Below are 22,602 nucleotides of genomic sequence, written 5' to 3' on the forward strand. Positions count from 1 at the left end.
TGATTTCAGGAATGAAATGGATTCTTTTTGGCTTGTTCTGATGCCGTTGCCTACACTTTTTCTCTGCAAGTTTGGGCTTGTATTCACCGCTTCTTCCATCACGGTTACGACGAAGTTCATTGCTGATTGTTCCTTTATGAAAACCCAAGAGATTACCTATATATTCTAAGGTGTTTCCTGCATTGCGAAGTGCGGCAATTTCATATCTTTGTTCTAGAGTTATTTGGCTCATGTTGCAATTTTTAGTCGGAGAACAATATAGTCAAATATCCATTCAGGGAGAGGAGGGAAACATTCCCTTCTTTCTTCTGAAAAATAACTATATCATCATTCGCTAAAAGTTGCGTTTATGAGTTGAATTCAAGATTTTAATAGAACATGCGACTTTTAATTAGAAGAAAAAGATTTTGTTTTTTGGTTTTGGCAAGCGTTGGATAATTGTGTTTTAAAAATTTAATGCGAGAGCATAACTATTTTAAAAAAGAAACGGCTTTTACATAGTTCCAGATATAAGCCTAAAGGCATTATATCTGGAACTATGTAAAATAGAACTGAAAAAGTTCTAGTCGCTGTTTTACTTAATATTGACAATTGTCCTATAATTTATATTATGTAAAATAGAATATTTGTAAACCTACTCTCTATATTAGCATCATCCATTAAAATATTTTTTTTATAAGGCTTTAGTTATTCCATTATACCTTCCCTGTCATAAATACAAAGTAAAATAACTTCTTTACCTATAATTTCGGGTTATAAGAAATTTAACTCAATTCATTTATTTCAGAATCTCACCAAAATGATATCAACCATGATGAGATTCTAAAAATTAATTTATTCTTAAAACCTATTTTCTAAGAAAGTCTTCTTCTGTGTTTTTAAAAGTCACATCTATTTTTCGTCAGATAAAAGATCATCTAAGGTGTTATCTATTTTCTTCTTTTCAGCTTTCTTCTTCATTTCTTCATCTTTTTCTGCCTTAAGCTTGCCATCACCTTTTATTTTAAGTTCGTCTTCTTTATCTGAAGTTGTTTTGCCAAGATTGGAATCTCTTCTATACTCATCTTGAAAATCGGCATGTTTCTTTTTATCACTCATCGTTTTATTTTTTATTTATTTTGAAAATTTCCGTTAAAAGCAAATTCCTCTTGAGATTTCCGCTCACGGGTTTCTTTTAATTCCTGTTCTTTTAAGTCGGCTGATAAATCATCTGGATCGCCACCAAAATAACCAAAAGCTACTGCGGTGGTCACGTGATAATCTTCTGTAAATTGGAATTCTCTTTGCGCTTTTTTAAAGTCTATCCCGGCCATTTGGTGCACCCCCATTTCCATACTGTTAGCTTGATGAACTACATTTCCCATAAACAAACCTAAATCGTGAAGCGCATGAAAATTCTCTTGCTCTCCTTTGTTCATCGTTTTCTTAAAGGCATTGAGCCATAACATTTGCGAATTTCCTGCCCAACTCTGATTAAATTCATCTAGGCAATTAAATATGCGGTCGTAAGTTTCAGAGCCTTTTAATCCCCAAATAACTCGCCAAGGTTGTAGGTTAGATGCGCTTGGTGCCCACCTACCCGCTTCTAATAATTTTTTAGCATCTTGTTCAGAGATTGGTGTATGCGCAAAAACTCTGGGACTCCATCTATTTTTAATGCTCTCTAAGATAGAATGATTTACTGGTGTGTCTTTATTAAGGTTTGATGTCTTTTCCATTTTTTATTTTAAAAGTAATGCGATTTAATTGCAACTAAAAATTCTAGAGCAATAAAAACTTTGAGTTTAGTTTTTCAGATACATTTCCTAATGCAAAAATTATTCACGGAATTAGATTTGATGAAGATCACATACTTTTCCGTTGAAATACCTTTACTATGCCTGGTTGAGCCTGCCTCAGTCAAAGAAAGACGCAGTCAAAACCTAATTTAAGCTGAAGATTAGTTCTCGACTGCGCTCGAACGGACCATAACATACCATAGGAATACCTCTATGTACATAAGGCAAAAATTCATGATGTGAATTTAACTACTGACCTCTACTATTTTAATTCCATTTGGGAATTTGCGCATGTTGATTAACGGATTTTGAAACTTAAGATATATGGAGCTTAGGAGTTAGAATGAAGAAAACATGATAAAAACTAAGAGCAAATCCGCTTTAGTGAAATAATTATTCTTTTAATTTTTGAACTTTCCCTTGGTAACTAATTCCGTCGCGTTGAGAACTGTTTACGCTAACTTGTGCTTTTTTGCTAGGGTAGATTTGGATTTGTATTTGAAAGGCTTCACTAGATTTTTTTTGAGGAATTTCAAAAGCGATATGATGTATCAGCGTTTTGGGATCTAAATGTTCGCTATAATTTTTTGGAAGGTCATGAAAATTAATACTTCCGTTTTCTCCTAATCTTCCAGCGGTTTGGCGGGTTCCATAATAAGGTAAATAGCCTTGAATACTATCTTGGTGAATCTTGATAAAACTTTTACTGCTGGAGAGATTAATCACATTAGAGGTGTTTCCGGGAGCTAAAAGTCCGTTATTGGCTAATTGCTGTAAAGCGGAGCTACTTCTAGGGTATGCTGTGTTTAGATCTATATGTACTTCTTGGTGGTCTAACCAGCGGCTAATCTCTTTTGCATTGCTCTCTTTTTGAGCGCTAGAAAGAGACGAACAACTCCATAGCCCTATACTTATAAGGCTCACACATAAAATTTTATAGGCGAAATGCTTTCTCACTCTTCTTCTTTTTCTTTCACGATAATCATAGAAGCTTTGAATCCTGTGGCCAGATTCCAGATATTTTTAGCGATTAAGCCTCCCATATCGTCATACACCTTAAATTCGGCAGTATTGGGACCAGACATCCCCTGGTTAAGCGCTAGGACTTCTATTTTATTAAAGCCTTCTTTCAAATTAATATATACATTGGTATAACTACCTTGCAGCGATATTTTTGATATTTGTACTTTTCCGTTTACAATAATCTGTACCATATCGCCATCTACCGCCATATGGTCTCTGCAGAGAATCTTTACAAATTTTCCATTGCTTTTAAAGTCGCCGAAGTATTGATTCTTTTTAAATTCTTCGGGGGTCTTATCCCCTTCCTTCTTCGCTAAGTATTTGGGATCAAACTTTTTAGTAGGATCTAGAAATTCGTCATGATCGGTAATGTCTAGACTTTTTTTCTTAGGTTCTAATAATCGTTCTTTCTTATTCCCAGCATAAAAAGAATTATTCGGCTTGCTAAGTCCGGGGGTAGATCTTGTAAACCCACCACTATTCATCGTGTTTCCGCCAAGACGACCTCCGGTAGTTGTGGTGGTAGGATTATCTAATTGGGCGTGAGAAATTCCGCAAACGGCAAAAATTCCGAAAAGACTTGCTATATATTTCATACTTTTTTTCTTCTTTTATATTTAGTCGTATCCGACTAGGATGTTAGACCGCTCCGCTTTTAGAACATAGAAATTAGATTTAATTCCAACTGTCTAAAATAAAAGTTTATACTTTTTTTAAATCTTATTTTCAATTTTAAATTCGTTTACTTTACTCACCTTGAGCCTTTCAACTAACCCTCAAAACAAGCTTAATTTAAAATCTTAAACAAAAGCTTCTCAACTTTCTGACCGTTCCATTCAAGCGAGACTTTCAGAATGAATTCTTTCGGGCAGACAGCGTCGTAACATCTTCGTTCAATACAAAGGTATTCTAAGTTATTGTGATACAACAATCAAACCAAAATATTAAGATTTTGTAAACTATTTTTAACAAAACAATAATAATTCAAATGAAACAAAACCAAAAGCAAGGGGTTAGTATTGTCATAACCAAAACTAAATAAAACTATGAAAAAGGTAGTATTGTTAAGTGTAATTTCTGCGACCCTATTTACTTCTTGTGTGTCTAAGAAAAAATACACCGAATTGCAAACGGAGTTGGATGGTACCAAAAGCGTGCTGATGAAAACTCGTGTTGACAAAGAAGATTGTGAAGAGAAATACGCTAAAATTGAAGAACGCGTATCTAATTATTATGCGAAAATTAATAAGCTTCAGGACGAAAACGATGACAAGCTAGAGATGGTAGACAATATTGCTGCGATGTCTAATAAGAATAAAGAATCTATGCGTAGAACCCTTAAGAATGTGGATCCTGCTCTAGTTTCAAAAGCTAAAACCTTAGGAGATTCTATAGATTTAGCCGTATCTCATAACTTAACAAAGTCACTTTCTGGTGATGATGAAGGGATTGAAATTGATGTGAATCAAACCGTGGTACAAATTACCGTATCTGATAAATTATTGTTTAAAAGTGGTAGCTATTGGGTAAGTCCGAGAGCGCACAAATTATTAGGTAGAATTGCCGAAGTAGTAAACTCTGAGTCTGCTATGGAAATCATGGTAGAAGGACACACCGATAATCAAACCATTAAAGAAGAGTCTTATTTAGAAGACAACTGGGATTTAAGTGTGCGTAGGGCAACATCGATTGTTCGTTTATTACAAGATAAATATAATGTAGATGGGAAACAGTTAATCGCTGCCGGAAGAAGTAGTTTTTCTCCCTTAGCCGAAAATGATTCTGCCGATGGTCGTGAAAGCAACCGTAGAACAAGAATTATTATCTTACCTAACTTAGATAAATTCTTAGCGATGCTAGAAGAGTCTTAGAACTAGATTAAACATTATTGCATTTCCGTTTAGTATCCAGTCTAATCAAATAATAGTTTTAATGTCACAACGAGCACCAGCCCGAAAGGAATTCATTTTGGAGGGGAGTCGAGATGCTTTTGTTTAGCCTTTCGACTCCGCTCAAGGTGACAAAAACTAGTTTTGGGAATGAAAGCGGATATACAAAAACATTTAAATTATAAAAGGAGCTGAATGATCAGCTCCTTTTTTTTATGCATATTTTTTAGTTTAAAACTATTCAAAGTAAAGTCCAGATAAGATCACTCCTATAATTAAACCAGCTCCAGTTTTGGTTTTGGCATTGTCTTTAAGAATATACTCCTCGTTATTTTGATTTTTTTTAGGATCGTGAACCATGTGCATAAGTGATTTGATGGATTGGCAAATACAATATAGTTAAAGATAATTTAACAAATTTCTTAAATTTTGTTAAGATTTATCTAAACAAGTGGGATTATTGGTCTAATCTCTTGGGATTCAATAGAATTCTCATAGCTTTGCAAGCTCTAAGATGAAGGTGAATTTAAAAACTTCATTTTCAATAATCTATAAATTAGAAAAAATAATTTTATGAGTCAAGTTAAAAAGAATGACACGGTAAAAGTACATTACACAGGAAAATTAGAAGACGGTCAGGTATTTGATAGTTCTTTAGAAAGAGAGCCTATCGAATTTACGTTAGGACAAGGTCAGATTATTCCTGGATTTGAAGATGGACTTATCGATATGAAAGTGAGCGATAAGAAAACGGTTCAAATTCCACATACAGAAGCTTACGGAGAAGTTCAAAAAGAACTTTTTCAAGAAGTACCTAAAAGCCAATTGCCTCAAGAAATTGAGCCACAAGTTGGAATGGGCTTAGTTTCTAAAAACCCTGATGGAACTGAAAGACAATTAAGAGTTGCAGAAGTAAAAGAAGAATCAATTATTATTGATGCTAACCATCCATTGGCTGGTAAAGACCTTACTTTTGAATTAGAAGTGATGGAGATTAAGTAATTTCCTTTGCAGTAATACGACTAAAACGCAGGTTATTGATATAATAGCCTGCGTTTTTTATGATTTATAGAAGGTTATATTCTAATTCACTTGTTTTATCGACTTAATTGTCGTATAATAAAACTTATTACAAATCACAAACATAAGTAGAGATATATGAGGCAACTTAAAATTACCAAACAGGTCACTAACAGAGAGTCAAAATCGTTAGATAAGTATTTACAAGACATTAGTAAAGTAGATCTAATTACTGCTGAAGAAGAAGTAGAATTAGCCCAACGAATAAGAGAAGGTGACCAAGTCGCATTAGAAAAATTGGTGAATGCTAACTTGAGGTTTGTTGTTTCGGTAGCAAAACAATATCAAAATCAAGGTTTAAAACTTCCCGATTTAATTAATGAAGGAAATGTTGGTTTAGTGAAAGCGGCCAAACGTTTTGATGAAACTCGTGGTTTTAAATTTATTTCTTATGCGGTGTGGTGGATTAGACAATCTATCTTACAAGCATTAGCTGAACAATCTCGTGTGGTTCGTTTACCACTCAATAAGATTGGGGTGATTAACAAAATCAATAAAACCTTTTCTCACTTAGAGCAAGGTTTACAACGTCCCCCTTCTGCAGAAGAGATTGCGAAAGAATTAGATATGCCTGTGGGCCAAGTGAAAACAGCCTTAAAAAACTCTGGAAGACATTTGTCTATGGATGCTCCTTTTAAGGAAGGTGAAAATGATTCTAACTTATACGATGTTTTAAGTTCGGGCGAGTCCCCTACTCCAGATGATAATTTAATGAGAGATTCATTAAGCATCGAGATCAATAGGGCGTTAGATACGCTTTCTACTAGAGAAGCAGATGTAATTCGTCTTAATTACGGGATAGGAAACCAACCCGCCATGACCTTACAAGAAATTGGTGATACGTTCGATTTAAGTAGAGAACGCGTGAGACAAATTAGAGAAAAAGGAATTAGAAGACTGAAACACCAATCTAAAAATAAAATTCTGAAAAAATATTTAGGTTAAGATAACCTACTTATTGTGGAAAAAGGCTGCTTAGAATTATCTAGCAGCCTTTTTTTTATGCTTGTATGAAAATAAACTAGAGCTTACTTAGCTCGTCCAATTGGTTCATTTCTTTAGCGCTCAGCTCCATTTCTATGGCTTCGGTGAAACTTTCTAAATGCTTAGATTTTGTCGCACTGGCAATAGGCGCCGTGACGATATCTTTTTGCATCAACCAACGCAAGGCTACGGCCGCATTATCTACTTGGTGGTTTTCTGAGATTTCATCTAAAGCATTTAATACTTGCAATCCCGTTCTATTGAGGTATTTTTCTACAAAATCCTTTCTAGAAGAGTCTTGCATATCTTTCTCGCTTCGGTATTTTCCAGTTAAGAATCCGCTGGCAAGAGAAAAATACGGCGTCACTCCCAATTGATGTTTTTTACAAATGGGCCTTATTTTTTCTTCAAAATGCTTTCTAGACATCAAATTATACTCGGGTTGAAAAACTTGATACTTGGGTAAATCACTTTCCGCGGAAGCGTTTAAAGAATCTTTTAAACGTTTGGGGGATAAATTGGACGCGCCCACAACTCTCACCTTTCCTTGTTGGATAAGCTGTTGATAAGCCTCCAGAGTTTCATTTACCGGAGTTTTGTCGTCGTCCCAATGCGTAAAATACAAATCGATATAATCGGTGTGGAGTCTTTTTAAGGAGTCCTCTACCCTATCTAAAATGTATTTTTTAGAAATGTTTCTAGATCCTTTTCCCATATCGGCTCCTACTTTGGTCGCCAGGGTAATGTGATGTCTCGTTTTTCTTTCTTTCAACCACTTTCCTATGATCCGCTCAGATTCTCCGCCTTCATTCCCGTCCACCCATCTTGAGTAAACATCGGCGGTATCAATCATCGTAATGCCGCGATCCAGCATTTCATCTAAGATTTGAAAGGATTCTCTTTCGTTGAGCGTCCATCCAAAAACGTTTCCCCCAAAAATAATGGGGGACGCCTTTAGCTTGGAAGTTCCTAATTGTAAAGATTTCATAAACTTATTTTTTTGGAGGTTGTGAAGGTCTAATTTCGACTTTACTAGGCAAACTGCGTTTGTTCATTTTAAATAAATCAACGACTAGTTCTCCAAGGTCTTCTTTTTGAATCTTCCAAGCCTCCTTTTCTTCGTTTTGTTCTGGATCGTTACCATTAAAATGGGTTGAAACAGAACCTGGCATAATGGTAGAAACACTTATCCCATCATCTCTTAAATCGAGCATCATTGCTTGTGTAAAGCCGGTGACTCCAAATTTACTGGCATTATAAGCTGCGCCGCCTGCAAAGAAATTGGTTCCTGCTAAACTAGAGATGCTTATAAAATAGCCTTTAGATTTTTTTAAAGCTTCTATACTCGCTTTCGCGGAATAAAAAACACCGGTAAGGTTCGTGTCGATAGTTTCACGCCAATCGTGATCGGTAAGCTCGGTGATTTTACCATAATGTCCAATTCCTGCATTGGCAATCACAAAATCCAACTGTCCAAATTTCTCTAGAGTATGGCGCACGGCTTCTTCTTGATCTATTAAGTTTCTTACATCTGCTTTAATTCCCAAAGCCTTGCCCTTTGTCTTTTTTTCTAATTCTTCTGCAGCAGTTTCGGCATTGGTTAATGATCTACTGGTAATCGCCACATTTACACCAGCATTCATCAATGCTTCGGCCACTCCATAGCCTATTCCTTTACTTCCGCCGGTAATAAGCGCTGTTTTATTGTTTAAATCTTTCATAGTTCTTTTATTTATGCTTTAAAGATAGGTAGAAACAAGAGGTTTCTTTAACTATTCTTGAGGTTTTACAACACTTTAACGCCTAAATTCTTAACTTGTTAATCTTAGCATAAATATTATCCTCATTAATTTTTTTGAGAATACTTTTATAAAAAAGCAGATGGATAAAAAATACAAAACGATTGCAAAAATTGGGATCTTTTCTAAAGGAATTACCTATTTCTTGAGCGGAATTTTAACGCTCTTGGCTGCGCTTCATCTTGGCGGATCTACATCTGGAAAAAGTCAAGTGTTTGATTTTATCAACAAACAGCCTTTTGGGAAAGTTTTATTAATTGCAATTGCATTAGGATTAATTTGTTATGCCTGCTGGAGATTTATACTATGTTTTATTAATCCTGAAGAAATAAAAGACGATTGGAAAGGTAAAGCAAAACGTGTGGTTTTTTTCTTCGGTGGCATTATTTATTTAGGGATTGCATTTTTAGCAGCTAGAAATTTATGGAGCTCGTCTTCTAGTGGCGGCGGTGGTTTATCTAGTTTTTTAAGTCCGACGCTTATGAGCATTCTTTTCTTCATTATCGGAATTTTTTTAGTTCTTATTGCAGGATATTACATCAAGCAAGCTTATCAAAAAGAGTTTATGAAAAAGTTTAGTATAGATGATAGAAGTTGGCACAAAGCGGCTAAGAATGCGGGCTATTTCGGGTTTTATGCTCGCGCTTTTGTGATACTCATTTTAGCATATATTTTTATTAGAGCCGCCATGTATTCTGGAACCAATGAAGTGAAGGGAACCAAAGAAGCATTTTCCTTTTTACAAGATTCTGCGTATGGAAGTATTTTAATGGGAGTTGCTGCAGCAGGATTAGCCGCTTACGGTTTATTTGTTATGCTATTGGCAAGATATAGAAGGTTTGATGGTTAAAATACTTTTATTTCATTTACAAAACCATTCATACGCGTGATTAGAGTTGAAAACGTTATAAATAAATTAAAATCAGCGCTTCTCGCCCAACTTATTCGTTAATTTGTGCTCTTTATTTTTATATAATTTATGAGTTACAGGGCCTTTTTAAACAAAAAGTGGGTGAAGTGGACGCTTTATACAGCTTCTACTCTATTGCTTCTACTATTTCTTTTTTATGGTAGTATTTATTTTGGGATGTGGGGAAAAGTCCCAAATAAAAAGCAGTTGGCTAGTCTTAAACAAAGTCAGGCGACTCAAGTATTGGACAAAAATGCCGATTTGATAGGTAAATTTTATATTTACGATAGACAATCTATTAAATTTGAAGGATTTCCGCAGCACCTTATCGACGCTTTAATCGCTACGGAAGATTCCAGATTTTATGAACATGATGGAGTAGATAATAAAAGTTTGTTACGTGTATTTTTTAAGACCATTTTAATGTCTGACGAATCTTCTGGTGGCGGAAGTACCATAACCCTTCAATTGGCTAAAAATCTTTACGGAAGAGAGGATTACGGCTATTTAAGTATCGTTGTAAATAAAGTACGTGAAAGTATTGTAGCAGAGCGTATTGAAGACATTTATTCTAAGCAAGATATTCTAACCCTTTACTTAAACACAGTTCCGTTTCCAGACAACACCTATGGTATTGAAAGTGCCTCTCAGAAATTCTTTAATTCAACTACACAGAAGCTAAGTTTAGCACAATCGGCTACCCTAATCGGTTCTTTAAAAGCGAATCATAGTTACAATCCTAGGCTTTTTGCAGAGCGTTCTCAATTGCGACGCGATGTGGTGATTAATCAGATGTTAAAGTATGATTATATTAATTTGAAGCAGGCCAATAAAGCGAAGCAAGATAAAATTGAGTTAGATTATCAGTATTACGCTCCCAATCAAGGTCTAGCACCTTATTTTAGAGCGCATATCAAAAAACAATTGGATACTTTACTTCAGCAAGAGAAATTTAAAAAACCAAACGGAGAAGTTTACGACATCTACCGAGACGGATTAAAAGTCTACACTACCTTAGACAATACGCTGCAAAAATATGCAGAAGAGGCCATGCGAGAGCATATGACTAACTTGCAGAAACAATTTGAAAAAGCTTACGGAGAAAATGCACCTTGGTTAAAAAACAAAAAAACATTTCTTGCGGCAAAACAACGTTTAAAGATTTATAAAAAATATGTGTCTCAAGGTCTTTCCGCGGAAGCGATAGAAGATTCTTTAAACCAAAAAAAAGAAACCGAATTGTTCTCTTGGGATGCAACCGAAGTGAAATCTATGTCTGTATTGGATAGCTTAGAATACTACTCTAAATTTTTGAATGCAGGAATGGTGTCTTTAGAACCGTCTAGCGGAGCAGTTTTAGCCTACGTAGGCGGAATTGATTATAGATACTTTCAATATGATCACGTATCGCAGAGTAAACGTCAGGTAGGTTCTACCTTTAAACCTTTCGTGTACACGGCAGCTTTAGAAAGTGGAATGGATCCTTGTACCTATTTTCCATTAGAAGCAGTCACCTACACCGATGTGGATAATTGGAGGCCCACCAATGCTTCTAAAATAGAAGATAGTGAGAATGTTAATTATTCCTTAGAGAAAGCTCTAAGCAACTCTGTAAATACCATTGCGGTAAAAGTGCTTTATGAAACGGGTGTAAATAGCGTGGTAGAGCAAGCGCACGCTATGGGAATTGAGAGTGATATTCCAAGGGTACCATCTATAGCTTTAGGATCTTCCAACGTAAAACTGATAGAAATGGCTACAGCATACACCAGTTATGTGAATCACAGTGTTCCCTCCTCTCCTATTTTTATATCCAAAATAGAAGATAAAGATGGCAATGTAGTGGCTTCATTTGAAGATTTGCATCCTTCCTTAAAAAATGATAGACAAAAAGCTTTTAGCGACGACACAAGACAAGTAATGTTAGAGTTTATGAAGGCTACCGTAAATGAAGGGACAGCAACGCGATTACGCTCTACCTATGGCTTATCTAATGAGATTGCAGGAAAAACGGGAACTACACAAGATAATAAAGATGGCTGGTTTGTTGGCATTACGCCAAATCTAGTGACACTAACTTGGGTAGGAAACGACAATCAACAAATTGGTTTTAGCAGTACTGCAATAGGACAAGGCGCCAACTCAGCTCTCCCTATTTTTGCAAAATACTATCAAAAAATTAGCGCAGACGATGACTATAAAGATATTGCAAATGCACATTTTGAAAAAGCTTCTTCTGAAGTTTTATCATCTTTAGATTGTGAGGTCATTAAAAAAGACGGCTTTTTTAAACGTCTCTTTGGCAGCAATAAAACGGAAAAGAAATTCGATAAAAAAGAAAAGAAAAAGAAGAAAGGGATTTTTGGTTGGTTAAAAAAAGATAAATAATCCTACACCTAAATTTGTGAGGAAGGGTCATCTATAAATTCATCTAAATTACCGTTTTTATTACTGTTTTCGCTAGATTGCTTTTTACTAGTTTTCTTTTCCTCCAAGCTAACGTGTAAAATATTAGAAGATTTTAGATCTCCTTCGTTGGCAATAAACATATCTCCATTGGTATTGAAACTAAGTCCTTCAGGTTGCAAAAATATTTCGGGATCGAGTACCAAAAGCTCTTGTGCCTCCCAGTTTTTATTCAGAATTAAGATTTTAGGAATAGCTCCATCGAGTAAATAGATATCTTTGGTTTTGGGATGAATAGCAATTTCTGAAGTTCTAAACAGCTTTTCATCCTTATCTTCCTCAAAATTATCAAAAATAGGATTATCATACGTTAGTTTATAAATAGGTTCTTTTCCAACTTGTTTCGTTTTTAAATCGAATGCATAAATAGATTTAAAATTACCACGATGATCTGGGTTATCTTTGCAAGCCAATAACAATCTATTCTTGGTTTTATCCAAACATAAACCTTCTACATTGTGATCCTCTGTCAAAAAATTTTCATAAATGATCACTTCAAAATCTTCTTGTTTAAAATTTCTAATTTCAAAAAGTTTACCTGCACTATTCACAACATAAGCACTTTCACTAACGATAGCAATGCCTTCGTAATCATCCTGTTCTCCAAAATTGATTTCTCTTTCTACCCCTTCATTTTCTAAATTGTAGAGAAAGATAATTCCCTCTTCATCTTGCACGCAAGCAATAATATTATCATTAACGTGAGAAATTCCCGAAACTTCTTCTAATGCACGCGGTAAAGGCCATTTCTTATTAACCACCACTTGTGAAGGATTGTCATAATCTAATACATACTTATCTTTAAAGTTAAAATACATAAAGGTGACAAACGCCATGATGATTAAAGTAATATAAAATGGCGGACTTTTAAAATACGAGGTCATACTTTTCTACTTTTGGCTACATTTTTTAAATTTAAGGAAATCTCATAAAGCCATTTTAATTGCTCTGAAATAAGTTGCACTTCTTTGCGATGCGCCTGCAATTTCTCTTGTTGCTCTGGATTTTCCTTTTGTAAATATTGCAAATTTAATCGAATCGTTTCATTTTCTAAAAAAGTAGAAGCTCTTTTTAGATCTTCTTTAGAAACTGGATGCATCTCTACATTTTTCTTTTCTATCTTGTATATACATTCATATAGATTTGCTTCAATATGTTCCATATACGTATCAAACGCATTGGATGCTTGCGTGGTTGTGTTATTTCTAATAAAAGTTCCTAAACTAGCTAAGGAGGATAAAAACGTATAGTTAAGTGCATTATACTCGTACAGTCTTCTATATGATTTTCGTTTAGATTTTGGCTCTTGTGCCATACGTTGAAAGGTTTCACTTAAATTCCCCATAGCGATAAAAGCCTTTTTTCTAGCTACTTTATAACTGTTAGGTAAATTTCCTTTTTTCTGATAAAAACGATCTATCTCTTTTAGGTAATTGATATTTGCTTGTAAAGCGTCTACCACATTATTCTTATAAAATGAAGACTCCCAAGAAGGCCAAAGAATAAAATTACCAAAAAAAGCCAAGCCAGAACCTATTATGGTATCAATTACGCGGTATTGAATTACATCTAAAATATTTGGCTGCATGAGCGCATAAATAAAAACGACGTTCAGCGTGATAAAAGCAGCGGCGCCCACATAGTTTTTTTGAATCATGGAGAAGGCAAGAATCAAACATACAATTCCTAAAATCATAAACACCAATTGGCTTTGTACAAACAAAACGATGATAAAAGCCACCGCCCCACCAATAAAAGTCCCCAAAATTCTTTTTTTAGATCTTTCTTTAGTTAGGCCGTAACTAGGTCTAAGAATTACAATTAAGGTAAGTAAAATCCAATAGGCGTTTTGTACTTGAAAATAATGGCCTATAAAAACGCCAATTACCATAAGGAAAGCCAGCCTTAACGCATGTCTAAAAGTGGGTGAACTTAAGCTAAGCTGTTGTGTTAGGTTTCTAAAACTATAGTCTATAGGCGTTAAAAACTGCTGAATCTCTTCTTTAGACTGAATTTTAAGCTTATTTCTTTTATTGATATTCTTTAAAACACGTTCTATAGAATTGATTTTTTCAATTTGCTTCAATTCAAAATCAAAAATATTTTGTAAGAATAAAAACTGAGGCTCATCCAATACCGCCGACTTCTCCTCCATCAATAAAGCTTCAATTTCTTTGAAAGATTTAGACATATTAAGGGAAGAACTCACTTTAGTGTTGTCTATAAATACTTCAGAAATATGAAACATCTGTTTGCTCATTTCAAAAATAAGCTCTTGGTATTTAGCAATAATTGAAGGCTCCTTCTCACCTATTTCGTCAATATATTTATAGTTGATAGGATGCGCCATAATAAGCTCTAAGAGATCTACCAAATCAATAAAAATAAGTAGCTTTCTACGGGAAGAATTAGAAACTCCAGATGCTTTTCTAGAGCTCAATAAGGCCTCCCTTAAATCTTCGTGCTTCTCATTCATACTTACTTGCAGCTTTAACTGTTGGTCTTGTAGAAGTTCACGATTGTTTTCTTTAAAAAGTAATTTTCCTCTTAAAATTAAAAAGTCTCCCGTAAGCTGAGCGGTTTCTCCTAGAAGTAATTCTGTATGTTTATTGGGTCTCAAGTAAAGAAATAGTGAACTTAAAAGAATATACCATAAACTTCCCAAAGCAATATAAACCGTGTGTAACCAAATCGCTATATCACCAAAATTTGCATAAGATAAAACGATAGCAATTAATCCTGTAAAAATAACCAAAGAAGCTCTAAAACCATATACAGCGAGCAACGAAATCGTAAATACGAAGACAAAAACAACGATAAGATTGAGCCAGAAGATTTCTTGAGAATAACCTCCTAGTAGAGTTCCTAATACCCCCAAAACTATAGCAGAAAGCATTCCTAATAGTCGGTGTTTTAAATTTCCAGGAACATCACTGGGAGCCACCATTAAAACTCCCAACGTCATAGCGATTCCAATATCTAAAATATCGAATATGTTGGTGATATACAGCGGAAGTACCATCGCCAATGCCAATACATAGCCTTTGGCAAAATCTAAGCCTGTTATATACCTAAGCGTATTCTTTTTTATGTTCTCTAAATTATTCAATTGCTAGCTTAAATTTGAGACAAAGATAATTTTTCTACAAAGTTTATGAGCAGCTTTAAGAATAGTTTTGGGATTTAGAATCAAAAAGACAATTTAGATTTTGTTTAAGCAACGAATCCCTGTACTTTTGCAGAAAACCTAAGGGATGAGCACCACCAAAATTACACATAGTTTTTATCGTCTTTTTAAAGATTGGGGATGGCAGAATAACCTGGCTGTATACGGGAATCTCATCGCTAATTTTATAATTCTTATCCTCTTGGTTTATATCTTTGATTTTATTCTTAGAAATACGCTAAGAGAGTTTATAAAACGACTTACAGAGAAAACAAAAACCGAGTTTGATGATCTTCTATTTAAAAATAAAGGGATTTATCACTTTTCACATTTACTAACTTTATTTTTGGTGAGGTGGCTAACTCCTTTGGCCTTAGTAGATTTTAAAGGCTATAGCAATGATGCAGAAAACCTGATAGATGTTCTTAGCATTATCGTCATTATTCTATTCATTAGAAGTATTATTCGCACGTGCAGAGATTTTATTAGAACCCTAGATGGTTTTAAAGATAAGCCTATAGATAGCTACGTACAAGTATTTACAATCTTCACATGGTTTTTTGGCTTTATGATTATTTTCTCGCTACTTACCGGTAAAGATGTGTGGACCTTTTTAACCGCTTTAGGAGCACTTTCCGCAGTAATTTTGTTGATTTTTAAGGATACTATACTGGGTTTTGTTGCTAGCATACAAGTTTCTGTAAACGATATGGTGCGCATTGGAGATTGGATTACGATGGAAAAATATGCAGCCGATGGGGATGTTTACGAGATTAATCTAGCCTCTGTAAAAGTTAGAAATTTTGATAATACCATCACTACCATTCCTACCTATTATTTAATTTCTGATTCCTTTAAAAACTGGCGAGGAATGAGTGCTTCTGGAGGTCGAAGAATTAAAAGAGCTATCTTGATTAAATCCTCCAGTATTCATTTTTTATCAGATACGGAATTCGAAGAACTTAAGAATGTTCAATTGATTAAAGAGTATTTAAATACCCGTCAAGCGGAAATAGATACGTATAACCAAAAAAATCAAGTGGATAAATCTACTTTGCTTAACGGAAGAAATCAAACTAATTTTGGCGTTTTTAGAAAATATATAGATGCTTACTTAAATCAACATTCGGCAATAAATAAAGAAATGATGATTATGACGCGTCAATTAGAGCCTACCTCTAAAGGAATTCCTTTAGAAATATATGCATTTTCGAAAGATAAAGTTTGGAAAAATTACGAACACATTATCGCCGATATTTTTGATCACGTTCTTGCTGCGGTTCCTTATTTTAATTTAGAAATTTTCGAAATTCCTTCAGGAGATAACTTTAATGTCTCTGTAGAAAATAGAGATATAAAGCTGAATGATACAGATAATACAAGTTCAAAAGCTAAGAATTAGGCATTTCTCATACTTTGAAAATATTAACTATATCTTACAGGAATAGACTTGTACACCGTGTGAAAAGCACTTAAATTTGCAACTTTTAATACTAGGATGGCACAAAAAAATAAATCTAATAAAAAACCGAGGTGGAAATTGCTCCACCAATATTACTCGTATACAGGTTTTTATTCGTTTGTAGGTAAGAGTCTGATGAAAGCGGCTTTACCGATTCTCATTTTTATCATCGCATTGATTTGTGTTCACTTTTTTGTGATTGATATCAATGATATTTTAGCTTATATCACAGAGAACTTCCCTCCTATTGGTGTCTTAGCGGTCTTTTTTGCTTCAGAATCTATTTTGGGACTTATTCCCCCTGAGATTTTTATTGCATGGTCTGGCAAAACAGCGCATCCCAATTTATACTTAACAGCCATTGCTTTTCTTTCTTATTTTGGAGGAATTGTTTCCTACTTTGCAGGCCGCGGAATTGCAAGTATTCCTTCGGTATTTGTTTACCTAGAAGTAAAAATGGCTAAGCATATTAAAAATATGCGGAAATGGGGAGGTTTCTTAATTATTGTAGGAGCTATTCTTCCCGTTCCTTTTGCCGTTTCTAGTATTGCAGCAGGAGTTATTAAATTTCCTTTTAGGAGTTACTTGCTATTCGGACTTTTACGTTTTGTACGATTCTTCGTTTACGGAGTGATGATCTTTGAAGCTTTGAATTAATTCAACAGAATTTACAGAAAACCAATTCCACTTATTTTATAGGCAAATTAATAGTTGACCAGTTCTCTACGTAGAATAAAAACTAAAGATTATAACCTACGCTAAACAATAATATTCTTGGCAAAATAAAGGTTCTTGAATCTGAGATGATATAAGATGTAAACGTGTTTTGACTTTTAAACTGAACATCAAATAGGTTTTGAGCTTCTACTTTGAAACTCCAAGCACTACTTTCTTTTTGATAAAACAAAGAGGCATTGGCTATTTCGTAATTGTTTTTTTGATTTAAGCTTTTGTTTTTATAGGTATAAGAAGTGAAATCTGCTGAAACGATAAATCCATCTAAAAAATCATAATCTAGATTTACAAAGGGCTCTATAGTGGCAAAATTTGTAGTTGTGTTACTCAGTTTAAAATGACCAAAGCTTTGCCTCCAACCCACTTCTAAAATTGGCAAATTGTCGAAAAGTGTCTTTGCCGAAAAATTATAGGAAGTGTTGATGTTTTGGTTTTCAAAAGGAAGATCATTAACAAGTTGTAAGTAAGTTGCATGATTATACCGTATTCCAGTTTGAAAATTAATTTCACTTACTTTTTTACTCACTCGACCAATTAAACCCCAAGTTTCTGAAGCATTATTAACAAAAAGAGGAGAAATTACCTGATTAATGCCTTCATAATTTACCTGATTTACGATTCCTTCTATTTGTTTAGAATAATTTACGGTAGCATAAATTCCAAAACCGCGGTATCCCTTAGATTTTGTAAAACGTAAATTAAAATTATGCTTTAAGGTATTTTCTAAAGTCGTATTTCCTCTAAAAATGCTATTATAACTTTGCAAATAAAACCTATTGGCAAATTGAGAAGCATCAGCGAAAGAAGATTTTAATTCATAATTTAATCGCAACGTCTTACTTCTATTAAATTCTGCTTTTGCGATTAAGTTAGGTAAAACAACAAACTTGTTCTGAATTTTTGTGGATTCTTGATTAGGATTCCATCGGTAATGGTGAACAAATGCCCCTTGATCAAAAGTAAAAATACCCGTTCTAAATTTATAGAATATTCCAGCGAAGGCGTCATTCAGCCTAAAATTAAGATCATTATTAAAACCTGCTTCGCTAAAATTATTTACACTTCCGTCATTGAGTTTCTGTGATTCATTTGTAAAAAAAGATTGATTCAAATTAATATTTCCTACCGTAGAATAAATATGGTTATTTCTATTCAGCACCCAATAATGTTTAAAAATAGCTTTAATTTGATTTTTCTCTATTTCTTTAAATTGCTGTATTCTTAAGCTTGACTCTTCTACAACGGGAATAAGCCCTGCCAGAATAGCATCGTTCGTCTCCCAAATACTTTTGGGGGTTAATTTATTGTAAGTGTAATCTATAGCCGCAGAAAAAGAATGTTCTTTAGACTGTTTTCTATGCCATTCTATCGTTTGATTAAAAAAGGTTTGCTTACCATAACGATTGTTCAAAAAAGCGTTAGAAGCAGTATCAATTTCAGAATTAATTCTGTTATAGTAATTATCATTGGCTTTTTTAAATTGAGAATTAACAAACCATTGGTCGGTATAATTTGGAAGATAAACCGCCTTGATGCTTCCCATTGCTAATTGGTTATTGGTCGCTGTACTTATAGCGTTTTCTTCTGTAAATGTGTTGTACGTATTCGTAGATTCTACCAAGGTGCTTTCTTTGGTTTTTGAAAAAATACCGTAGCCCGTAATGTTCAATTTAGTATTCACTTGTTGGGTAAAATTAAGTGCTCCAAACTTGCGATCACTTTCAATAACATCTTCTTTCTCTAAAAAATCAGAAAAATCATCATAAGAGTCTTCAAAATTAGTGTTTCCCTTATCAAATATTGAATTTATTCCCTCTTGGAAATTATAATATTGATCGTAAGTAAAAACGCGTTCTCTAATGTTATTGAGGTTTCCAATAACATTAAGTGTAGTTTTTGGGCTGTAATAAAATAGGTTGGTATGTGCGTTGTAAAACTCATCATTGCCCAAGCCAGCAACGACATCTCCAAAAACAAAATCTTTTTTATCCTCTTCCAACTTAATGTTTATAGCCATGTCTTCACTTTCTTGGAAGTCTTTAAGCATCGCTATTTCGTTATAATTGTCTAGCACCACCACTTGTCTTACGGCATCGGCAGGGATATTATCTACGGCTAATTTAGTGCCTCCACTAAAAATTTTTCATTTTCTACTAGCATCGTCGTTACCTTTTTGCCATTAACAGTAATACCACCGTTCTTATCTACTTCAACACCAGGAAGTTTTTTAAGTACGTCTTTAAGCTTGCGTTCTTCCCCAGTAACAAGTTTGTTAACATTATAGATGATGGTATCTTTTTTAACTACCATAGGCATTTCTAAAACAACTTCTTCAAGGCTTTCTGCTTGTTCTTGTAGAATTATATTTTTAGATTGATCTTCATCTAGTTTTATATCAAATTCTTTTTTTGTGTAACCCATATAATTAACCGTAACGGTATAGGGTATGGATTTTAAATTTAAGTGATAGCGTCCTTTATTATCTGTAATAGAAAATTTGACTTCTTGCAGAGAATCTTTAGGTACAGCTAAGAGATTTGCAGAAGAAAGCGGCTTATCTAGACTATCTGTTACAGTACCGCTTAAACTCTGTTGAGTATAAGATTGGAAGCTAAATAAAAGAAAAAATAGAATGAATGTTTGATGGAATCTATGCATAAGAAAAACTAGTTTTTCTTACGATATTCCATCATTTCAGCAATTTTTTGATAGGTTTCTTTTTGAGAAGTTATTTTTTCATCTTTTCCTACAGGTTTTATTTTTAGTCTTTTTTTGTCCGGGTTTAAGTTGATTTTGGTAGCGGTAATCGTAAATTCTTTTCGTTCTACTTCAATCACCAAACCTGGAAGACCACTATACATTTTTGGACCAAATTTTACAGAATACTCCGGTGCAAACCAAGCCACTACATCTCTATCATAAAAATGACCTTGCCGGCTGTATAAGATTTCTGTGCTCGTTGCTTTATAGCATTCAATACCGTTTATCTTAATCCGCTCATTGGTAATCTTCCAGTCTAGCGGTTCCTGAGAAACAAAATTAAAGATGCTATTATCTTCAATAATAGCATTAGAGTTTGCATTGGTATAATACGGACTTTGACCAGCTTTACTACCCATCTTATAACCTTCTTCTTTTTTTAACGATTCATCTTTAAAGTAGTAAGATTCATTCGCATTAAAATGCAGCTCGTAATAATCTGGTTCTGCATTTTTATAAAGATTTATTATCTGTTGTTTAACGCTCATGGTTACAGTTTCATCTTTTTTAATCTCTTCTATAAATTCTTTTTGATGTTGCAGATTCATTTGAGCCTTATAATGAATTATACCGCTTTGGGCATAAGAAAACAAAGAAGAGCCTATACATAGTAAAACAATAAAATTTTTCATAATACAATAAATTGTTTATAACTAAGAATTTAGTTTATAGAAGTGAACTTAAAAATAAAGGAACAATTTTAGATAATATGTAAGCGAAATTAACATTTCATTAACATATTTAAATTTTTATATTATAGTTAGATGAAAGTTGATCATAAACAAAAAACCCCAATATTTAAAAATATTGGGGGGTTTTTATGAGTTTTACTTTTTCTTAATCTTGAAACATTTCATTGATTTTAGATCGTAACTTTCTATTGTAATCTTCAAATAACCAGTCTCGGTAATTTTTAGTATTGTTAATAATGCAGTAAGAATATCTTTTTATTCGATCTCTTATGTCATCTTTTAGCTCTCTGGCTAAAATTCTCGCATCAAAAACATCTTCGCTATTTTCTACACACATCTGGGCATGTTGTGCGATTGATTCGTCTAAAACAGCTTTAGATTTTTGACCATTGTTCACCGTTTTGTTATAGGCTTCTTTCACATCAAAATATATACTTTCTGAATTTTTAAAGAGCTCTCTAACTTCTTCGGGCATTTTATATTTAAACTCGCGCTCAATATCTTCGTCTCCCGTAATATTCTCTAAGAAATAATCTGGATTTTTAAAGATTTGCTGCCAATCTACTGGGGCATCCCACAATCCAAAACGAGCCGCATTGTTTCCTAAATCGATTACCGTAAAAATATCTTTATGAGGCAGTTTCCTAGACCCCCTACCAATCATTTGGTAATAAAGTGTCAAAGATTTAGTCGCTCGGTTAAGTATAATATTTTCTACCGTAGGTTCATCAAAACCGGTAGTTAAAATACTAACCGAAGTAAGAATAGCATCGGGTTTTTGTTTAAACCATTTTAAAATTTCTTTTCTTTCTTTCTTGCTATGCGTGTTGTCTAAGTGTCTAATCTCGTAACCAGCATCTTTAAAGGTCTGGTAAACGTACCATGAGGTATTGATACCATTATTAAAGATAAGCGTCTTCTTACCTTTACATCGCTCTTCGTAGGCTTGTACCAACTTCTCTTGCATCGACATATTGGTGTACAAATCTTCCGAAGATTTTACGGTGTAATCTCCGTTAATCCCTATCTGCAAGGATGTTAATCCCACATCATAACTATAAGTTTCTGCTTTAGCGAGAAAACCTTTTCCTATCAATGACGGAATAGAGTTTCCTACAATAAGTTCTTTATAGTTATCCTTCATAGGTAACTTGATGTTAGAACTTAGAGGCGTAGCGGTTACTCCAAGAATAAAGGAGTCTTCAAAATATTTAAACAATTTGGTAAACGAGTTGTAATGCGCTTCATCAATAATCACTAAGCCTACATTATCTACTTCTAGCTTTTCATCATTAAGCCTATTGTTAAGCGTTTCTACCATGGCCACAAAACACTGGTATTCGTCTTGGTCTGGTAATTCTTTTACTTTACTGTTTACAATTTTATTACGCACTCCAAAACCATCAAGCATTTTGGAAGTCTGCTTGCACAGTTCTATACGGTGCGTTAAAATGACAACTTTCTTATTGGTTTGTTCGATGTATCTTCTTACAATTTCAGAAAAAACCACGGTTTTCCCTCCTCCTGTAGGCAATTGATACAACAAATTAAAATTATCTGGAGCATCGTTTAAATAAGAAAAGATTTTTTCTAAATCTTTTTCTTGATAGTCATATAATTCTTTTTCAATTACTTTTTCACTCATAAAGCTTGGTATCCTCCTTCTAAAAATTTTCAACTCAAAACCCTGCAAAATTACGCAGTTTTAAAGGTTTATTGAAATTATTTGACATAAAATAATAATATATTTTATATTGTTGTAAGTCAAACCTTTAAAATGGGGAAACCAAGGGTTTTAAATTTAATGATCATCTTTAAGTGATTTTTTTTAAATAAGTAGGTATAGTTAGGATTGAAA

The 22,602-nt window shown here is 33.9% G+C and carries 21 protein-coding genes and 1 riboswitch; of the genes, 7 read left to right on the forward strand and 14 right to left on the reverse strand.

Annotated features, from left to right (window positions below; translation table 11 throughout):
* From RBU60_RS08620 to RBU60_RS08640, 5 genes are all read right to left on the reverse strand, one after another.
* Window positions 1-232: helix-turn-helix domain-containing protein (locus RBU60_RS08620; RefSeq protein WP_308864442.1), on the reverse strand; the 232-nt coding region annotated here is incomplete at its 3' end.
* Window positions 201-331: riboswitch (molybdenum cofactor riboswitch) on the forward strand. Its footprint overlaps the gene before it by 32 nt.
* Before the next feature lie 560 nt (window positions 332-891).
* Window positions 892-1,098, reverse strand: coding sequence for a hypothetical protein (locus tag RBU60_RS08625; RefSeq protein ID WP_308864443.1), 207 nt, complete (start codon window positions 1,096-1,098; stop codon window positions 892-894).
* 11 nt (window positions 1,099-1,109) lie between these two features.
* Complete coding sequence (locus RBU60_RS08630) at window positions 1,110-1,718, reverse strand: nitroreductase family protein (protein WP_308864444.1); 609 nt, start codon at window positions 1,716-1,718, stop codon at window positions 1,110-1,112.
* A gap of 453 nt (window positions 1,719-2,171) precedes the next feature.
* Entirely contained in the window at window positions 2,172-2,702 is a 531-nt protein-coding gene (locus RBU60_RS08635; protein ID WP_308864445.1) for a DUF4251 domain-containing protein, read from the reverse strand.
* Window positions 2,703-2,731: 29 nt separating this feature from the next.
* Window positions 2,732-3,397, reverse strand: a complete 666-nt coding sequence (locus RBU60_RS08640; protein ID WP_308864446.1) for a hypothetical protein — start codon at window positions 3,395-3,397, stop codon at window positions 2,732-2,734.
* 450 nt (window positions 3,398-3,847) lie between these two features.
* Here RBU60_RS08640 and RBU60_RS08645 point away from each other — a divergent pair, with 450 nt between their 5' ends.
* Window positions 3,848-4,672, forward strand: coding sequence for an OmpA/MotB family protein (locus RBU60_RS08645; RefSeq protein ID WP_308864447.1), 825 nt, complete (start codon window positions 3,848-3,850; stop codon window positions 4,670-4,672).
* A 255-nt stretch (window positions 4,673-4,927) separates the two neighbouring features.
* Here the strand turns inward: RBU60_RS08645 and RBU60_RS08650 are convergent, their stop codons facing one another.
* Window positions 4,928-5,050 carry a hypothetical protein gene (locus RBU60_RS08650; protein WP_308864448.1) on the reverse strand — a complete coding sequence of 41 codons (123 nt, stop codon included), beginning with the start codon at window positions 5,048-5,050 and terminating at the stop codon, window positions 4,928-4,930.
* A gap of 213 nt (window positions 5,051-5,263) precedes the next feature.
* Here RBU60_RS08650 and RBU60_RS08655 point away from each other — a divergent pair, with 213 nt between their 5' ends.
* Both RBU60_RS08655 and RBU60_RS08660 read left to right on the forward strand, forming a co-directional pair.
* Window positions 5,264-5,692, forward strand: coding sequence for an FKBP-type peptidyl-prolyl cis-trans isomerase (locus RBU60_RS08655; RefSeq protein ID WP_308864449.1), 429 nt, complete (start codon window positions 5,264-5,266; stop codon window positions 5,690-5,692).
* 156 nt (window positions 5,693-5,848) lie between these two features.
* Entirely contained in the window at window positions 5,849-6,715 is an 867-nt protein-coding gene (locus RBU60_RS08660) for a sigma-70 family RNA polymerase sigma factor (protein ID WP_308864450.1), read from the forward strand.
* Between the two features lie 76 nt (window positions 6,716-6,791).
* Here the strand turns inward: RBU60_RS08660 and RBU60_RS08665 are convergent, their stop codons facing one another.
* Together RBU60_RS08665 and RBU60_RS08670 are read right to left on the reverse strand one after the other, a co-directional pair.
* Window positions 6,792-7,742, reverse strand: a complete 951-nt coding sequence (locus RBU60_RS08665) for an aldo/keto reductase (RefSeq protein ID WP_308864451.1) — start codon at window positions 7,740-7,742, stop codon at window positions 6,792-6,794.
* A gap of 4 nt (window positions 7,743-7,746) precedes the next feature.
* Window positions 7,747-8,475, reverse strand: a complete 729-nt coding sequence (locus RBU60_RS08670) for an SDR family oxidoreductase (protein ID WP_308864452.1) — start codon at window positions 8,473-8,475, stop codon at window positions 7,747-7,749.
* Between the two features lie 160 nt (window positions 8,476-8,635).
* Here RBU60_RS08670 and RBU60_RS08675 point away from each other — a divergent pair, with 160 nt between their 5' ends.
* On the forward strand, window positions 8,636-9,403 hold the full coding sequence (locus tag RBU60_RS08675) for a DUF1206 domain-containing protein (protein WP_308864453.1): 768 nt from the start codon (window positions 8,636-8,638) through the stop codon (window positions 9,401-9,403).
* A 162-nt stretch (window positions 9,404-9,565) separates the two neighbouring features.
* The gene (locus tag RBU60_RS08680; protein WP_308864454.1) at window positions 9,566-11,851 is read left to right on the forward strand and encodes a transglycosylase domain-containing protein; all 2,286 of its coding nucleotides are present in this window, start codon (window positions 9,566-9,568) and stop codon (window positions 11,849-11,851) included.
* Between the two features lie 8 nt (window positions 11,852-11,859).
* On the opposite strand, the gene RBU60_RS08685 is transcribed toward RBU60_RS08680, so the two are convergent.
* Entirely contained in the window at window positions 11,860-12,813 is a 954-nt protein-coding gene (locus tag RBU60_RS08685; RefSeq protein ID WP_308864456.1) for a hypothetical protein, read from the reverse strand.
* A complete protein-coding gene (locus RBU60_RS08690; RefSeq protein WP_308864457.1) occupies window positions 12,810-15,038 on the reverse strand; it encodes an FUSC family protein in 2,229 nt (742 codons plus the stop codon). The genes RBU60_RS08685 and RBU60_RS08690 overlap by 4 nt, the downstream gene beginning before the upstream one ends.
* Window positions 15,039-15,183: 145 nt before the next feature.
* Between RBU60_RS08690 and RBU60_RS08695 the strand changes: the two genes are divergently transcribed.
* Together RBU60_RS08695 and RBU60_RS08700 are read left to right on the forward strand one after the other, a co-directional pair.
* Complete coding sequence (locus RBU60_RS08695; protein ID WP_308864459.1) at window positions 15,184-16,497, forward strand: mechanosensitive ion channel family protein; 1,314 nt, start codon at window positions 15,184-15,186, stop codon at window positions 16,495-16,497.
* Window positions 16,498-16,593: 96 nt separating this feature from the next.
* Window positions 16,594-17,214: a YqaA family protein gene (locus RBU60_RS08700; protein WP_308864460.1), complete on the forward strand. Its 621-nt coding sequence runs from the start codon at window positions 16,594-16,596 to the stop codon at window positions 17,212-17,214.
* Between the two features lie 82 nt (window positions 17,215-17,296).
* Here RBU60_RS08700 and RBU60_RS08705 read toward each other — a convergent pair whose 3' ends face one another.
* The 4 genes from RBU60_RS08705 to RBU60_RS08720 all read right to left on the reverse strand — a co-directional run bounded on the left by RBU60_RS08705 (window position 17,297) and on the right by RBU60_RS08720 (window position 22,389).
* On the reverse strand, window positions 17,297-19,366 hold the full coding sequence (locus tag RBU60_RS08705; RefSeq protein WP_308864461.1) for a carboxypeptidase-like regulatory domain-containing protein: 2,070 nt from the start codon (window positions 19,364-19,366) through the stop codon (window positions 17,297-17,299).
* 41 nt (window positions 19,367-19,407) lie between these two features.
* On the reverse strand, window positions 19,408-19,950 hold the full coding sequence (locus RBU60_RS08710) for a carboxypeptidase-like regulatory domain-containing protein (RefSeq protein ID WP_308864462.1): 543 nt from the start codon (window positions 19,948-19,950) through the stop codon (window positions 19,408-19,410).
* Between the two features lie 8 nt (window positions 19,951-19,958).
* Complete coding sequence (locus RBU60_RS08715) at window positions 19,959-20,684, reverse strand: GLPGLI family protein (protein ID WP_308864463.1); 726 nt, start codon at window positions 20,682-20,684, stop codon at window positions 19,959-19,961.
* Window positions 20,685-20,889: 205 nt separating this feature from the next.
* Window positions 20,890-22,389, reverse strand: a complete 1,500-nt coding sequence (locus RBU60_RS08720) for a DEAD/DEAH box helicase (protein ID WP_308864464.1) — start codon at window positions 22,387-22,389, stop codon at window positions 20,890-20,892.
* Window positions 22,390-22,602 lie beyond the last annotated feature (213 nt).

Origin of the sequence: Mesonia profundi, from assembly GCF_031085155.1 — a bacterium.
Lineage (GTDB): Bacteria > Bacteroidota > Bacteroidia > Flavobacteriales > Flavobacteriaceae > Mesonia > Mesonia profundi.

Excerpts from the sequence above, each read along its gene's own strand:
- RBU60_RS08625 (WP_308864443.1), bottom strand. The coding sequence starts at position 1,098 with ATGAGTGATAAAAAGAAACATGCCGATTTTCAAGATGAGTATAGAAGA.
- RBU60_RS08630 (WP_308864444.1), bottom strand. The coding sequence starts at position 1,718 with ATGGAAAAGACATCAAACCTTAATAAAGACACACCAGTAAATCATTCT.
- RBU60_RS08640 (WP_308864446.1), bottom strand. The coding sequence starts at position 3,397 with ATGAAATATATAGCAAGTCTTTTCGGAATTTTTGCCGTTTGCGGAATT.
- RBU60_RS08645 (WP_308864447.1), top strand. The coding sequence starts at position 3,848 with ATGAAAAAGGTAGTATTGTTAAGTGTAATTTCTGCGACCCTATTTACT.
- RBU60_RS08650 (WP_308864448.1), bottom strand. The coding sequence starts at position 5,050 with ATGGTTCACGATCCTAAAAAAAATCAAAATAACGAGGAGTATATTCTT.
- RBU60_RS08655 (WP_308864449.1), top strand. The coding sequence starts at position 5,264 with ATGAGTCAAGTTAAAAAGAATGACACGGTAAAAGTACATTACACAGGA.
- RBU60_RS08660 (WP_308864450.1), top strand. The coding sequence starts at position 5,849 with ATGAGGCAACTTAAAATTACCAAACAGGTCACTAACAGAGAGTCAAAA.
- RBU60_RS08665 (WP_308864451.1), bottom strand. The coding sequence starts at position 7,742 with ATGAAATCTTTACAATTAGGAACTTCCAAGCTAAAGGCGTCCCCCATT.
- RBU60_RS08670 (WP_308864452.1), bottom strand. The coding sequence starts at position 8,475 with ATGAAAGATTTAAACAATAAAACAGCGCTTATTACCGGCGGAAGTAAA.
- RBU60_RS08675 (WP_308864453.1), top strand. The coding sequence starts at position 8,636 with ATGGATAAAAAATACAAAACGATTGCAAAAATTGGGATCTTTTCTAAA.
- RBU60_RS08685 (WP_308864456.1), bottom strand. The coding sequence starts at position 12,813 with ATGACCTCGTATTTTAAAAGTCCGCCATTTTATATTACTTTAATCATC.
- RBU60_RS08695 (WP_308864459.1), top strand. The coding sequence starts at position 15,184 with ATGAGCACCACCAAAATTACACATAGTTTTTATCGTCTTTTTAAAGAT.
- RBU60_RS08700 (WP_308864460.1), top strand. The coding sequence starts at position 16,594 with ATGGCACAAAAAAATAAATCTAATAAAAAACCGAGGTGGAAATTGCTC.
- RBU60_RS08710 (WP_308864462.1), bottom strand. The coding sequence starts at position 19,950 with ATGCATAGATTCCATCAAACATTCATTCTATTTTTTCTTTTATTTAGC.
- RBU60_RS08715 (WP_308864463.1), bottom strand. The coding sequence starts at position 20,684 with ATGAAAAATTTTATTGTTTTACTATGTATAGGCTCTTCTTTGTTTTCT.
- RBU60_RS08720 (WP_308864464.1), bottom strand. The coding sequence starts at position 22,389 with ATGAGTGAAAAAGTAATTGAAAAAGAATTATATGACTATCAAGAAAAA.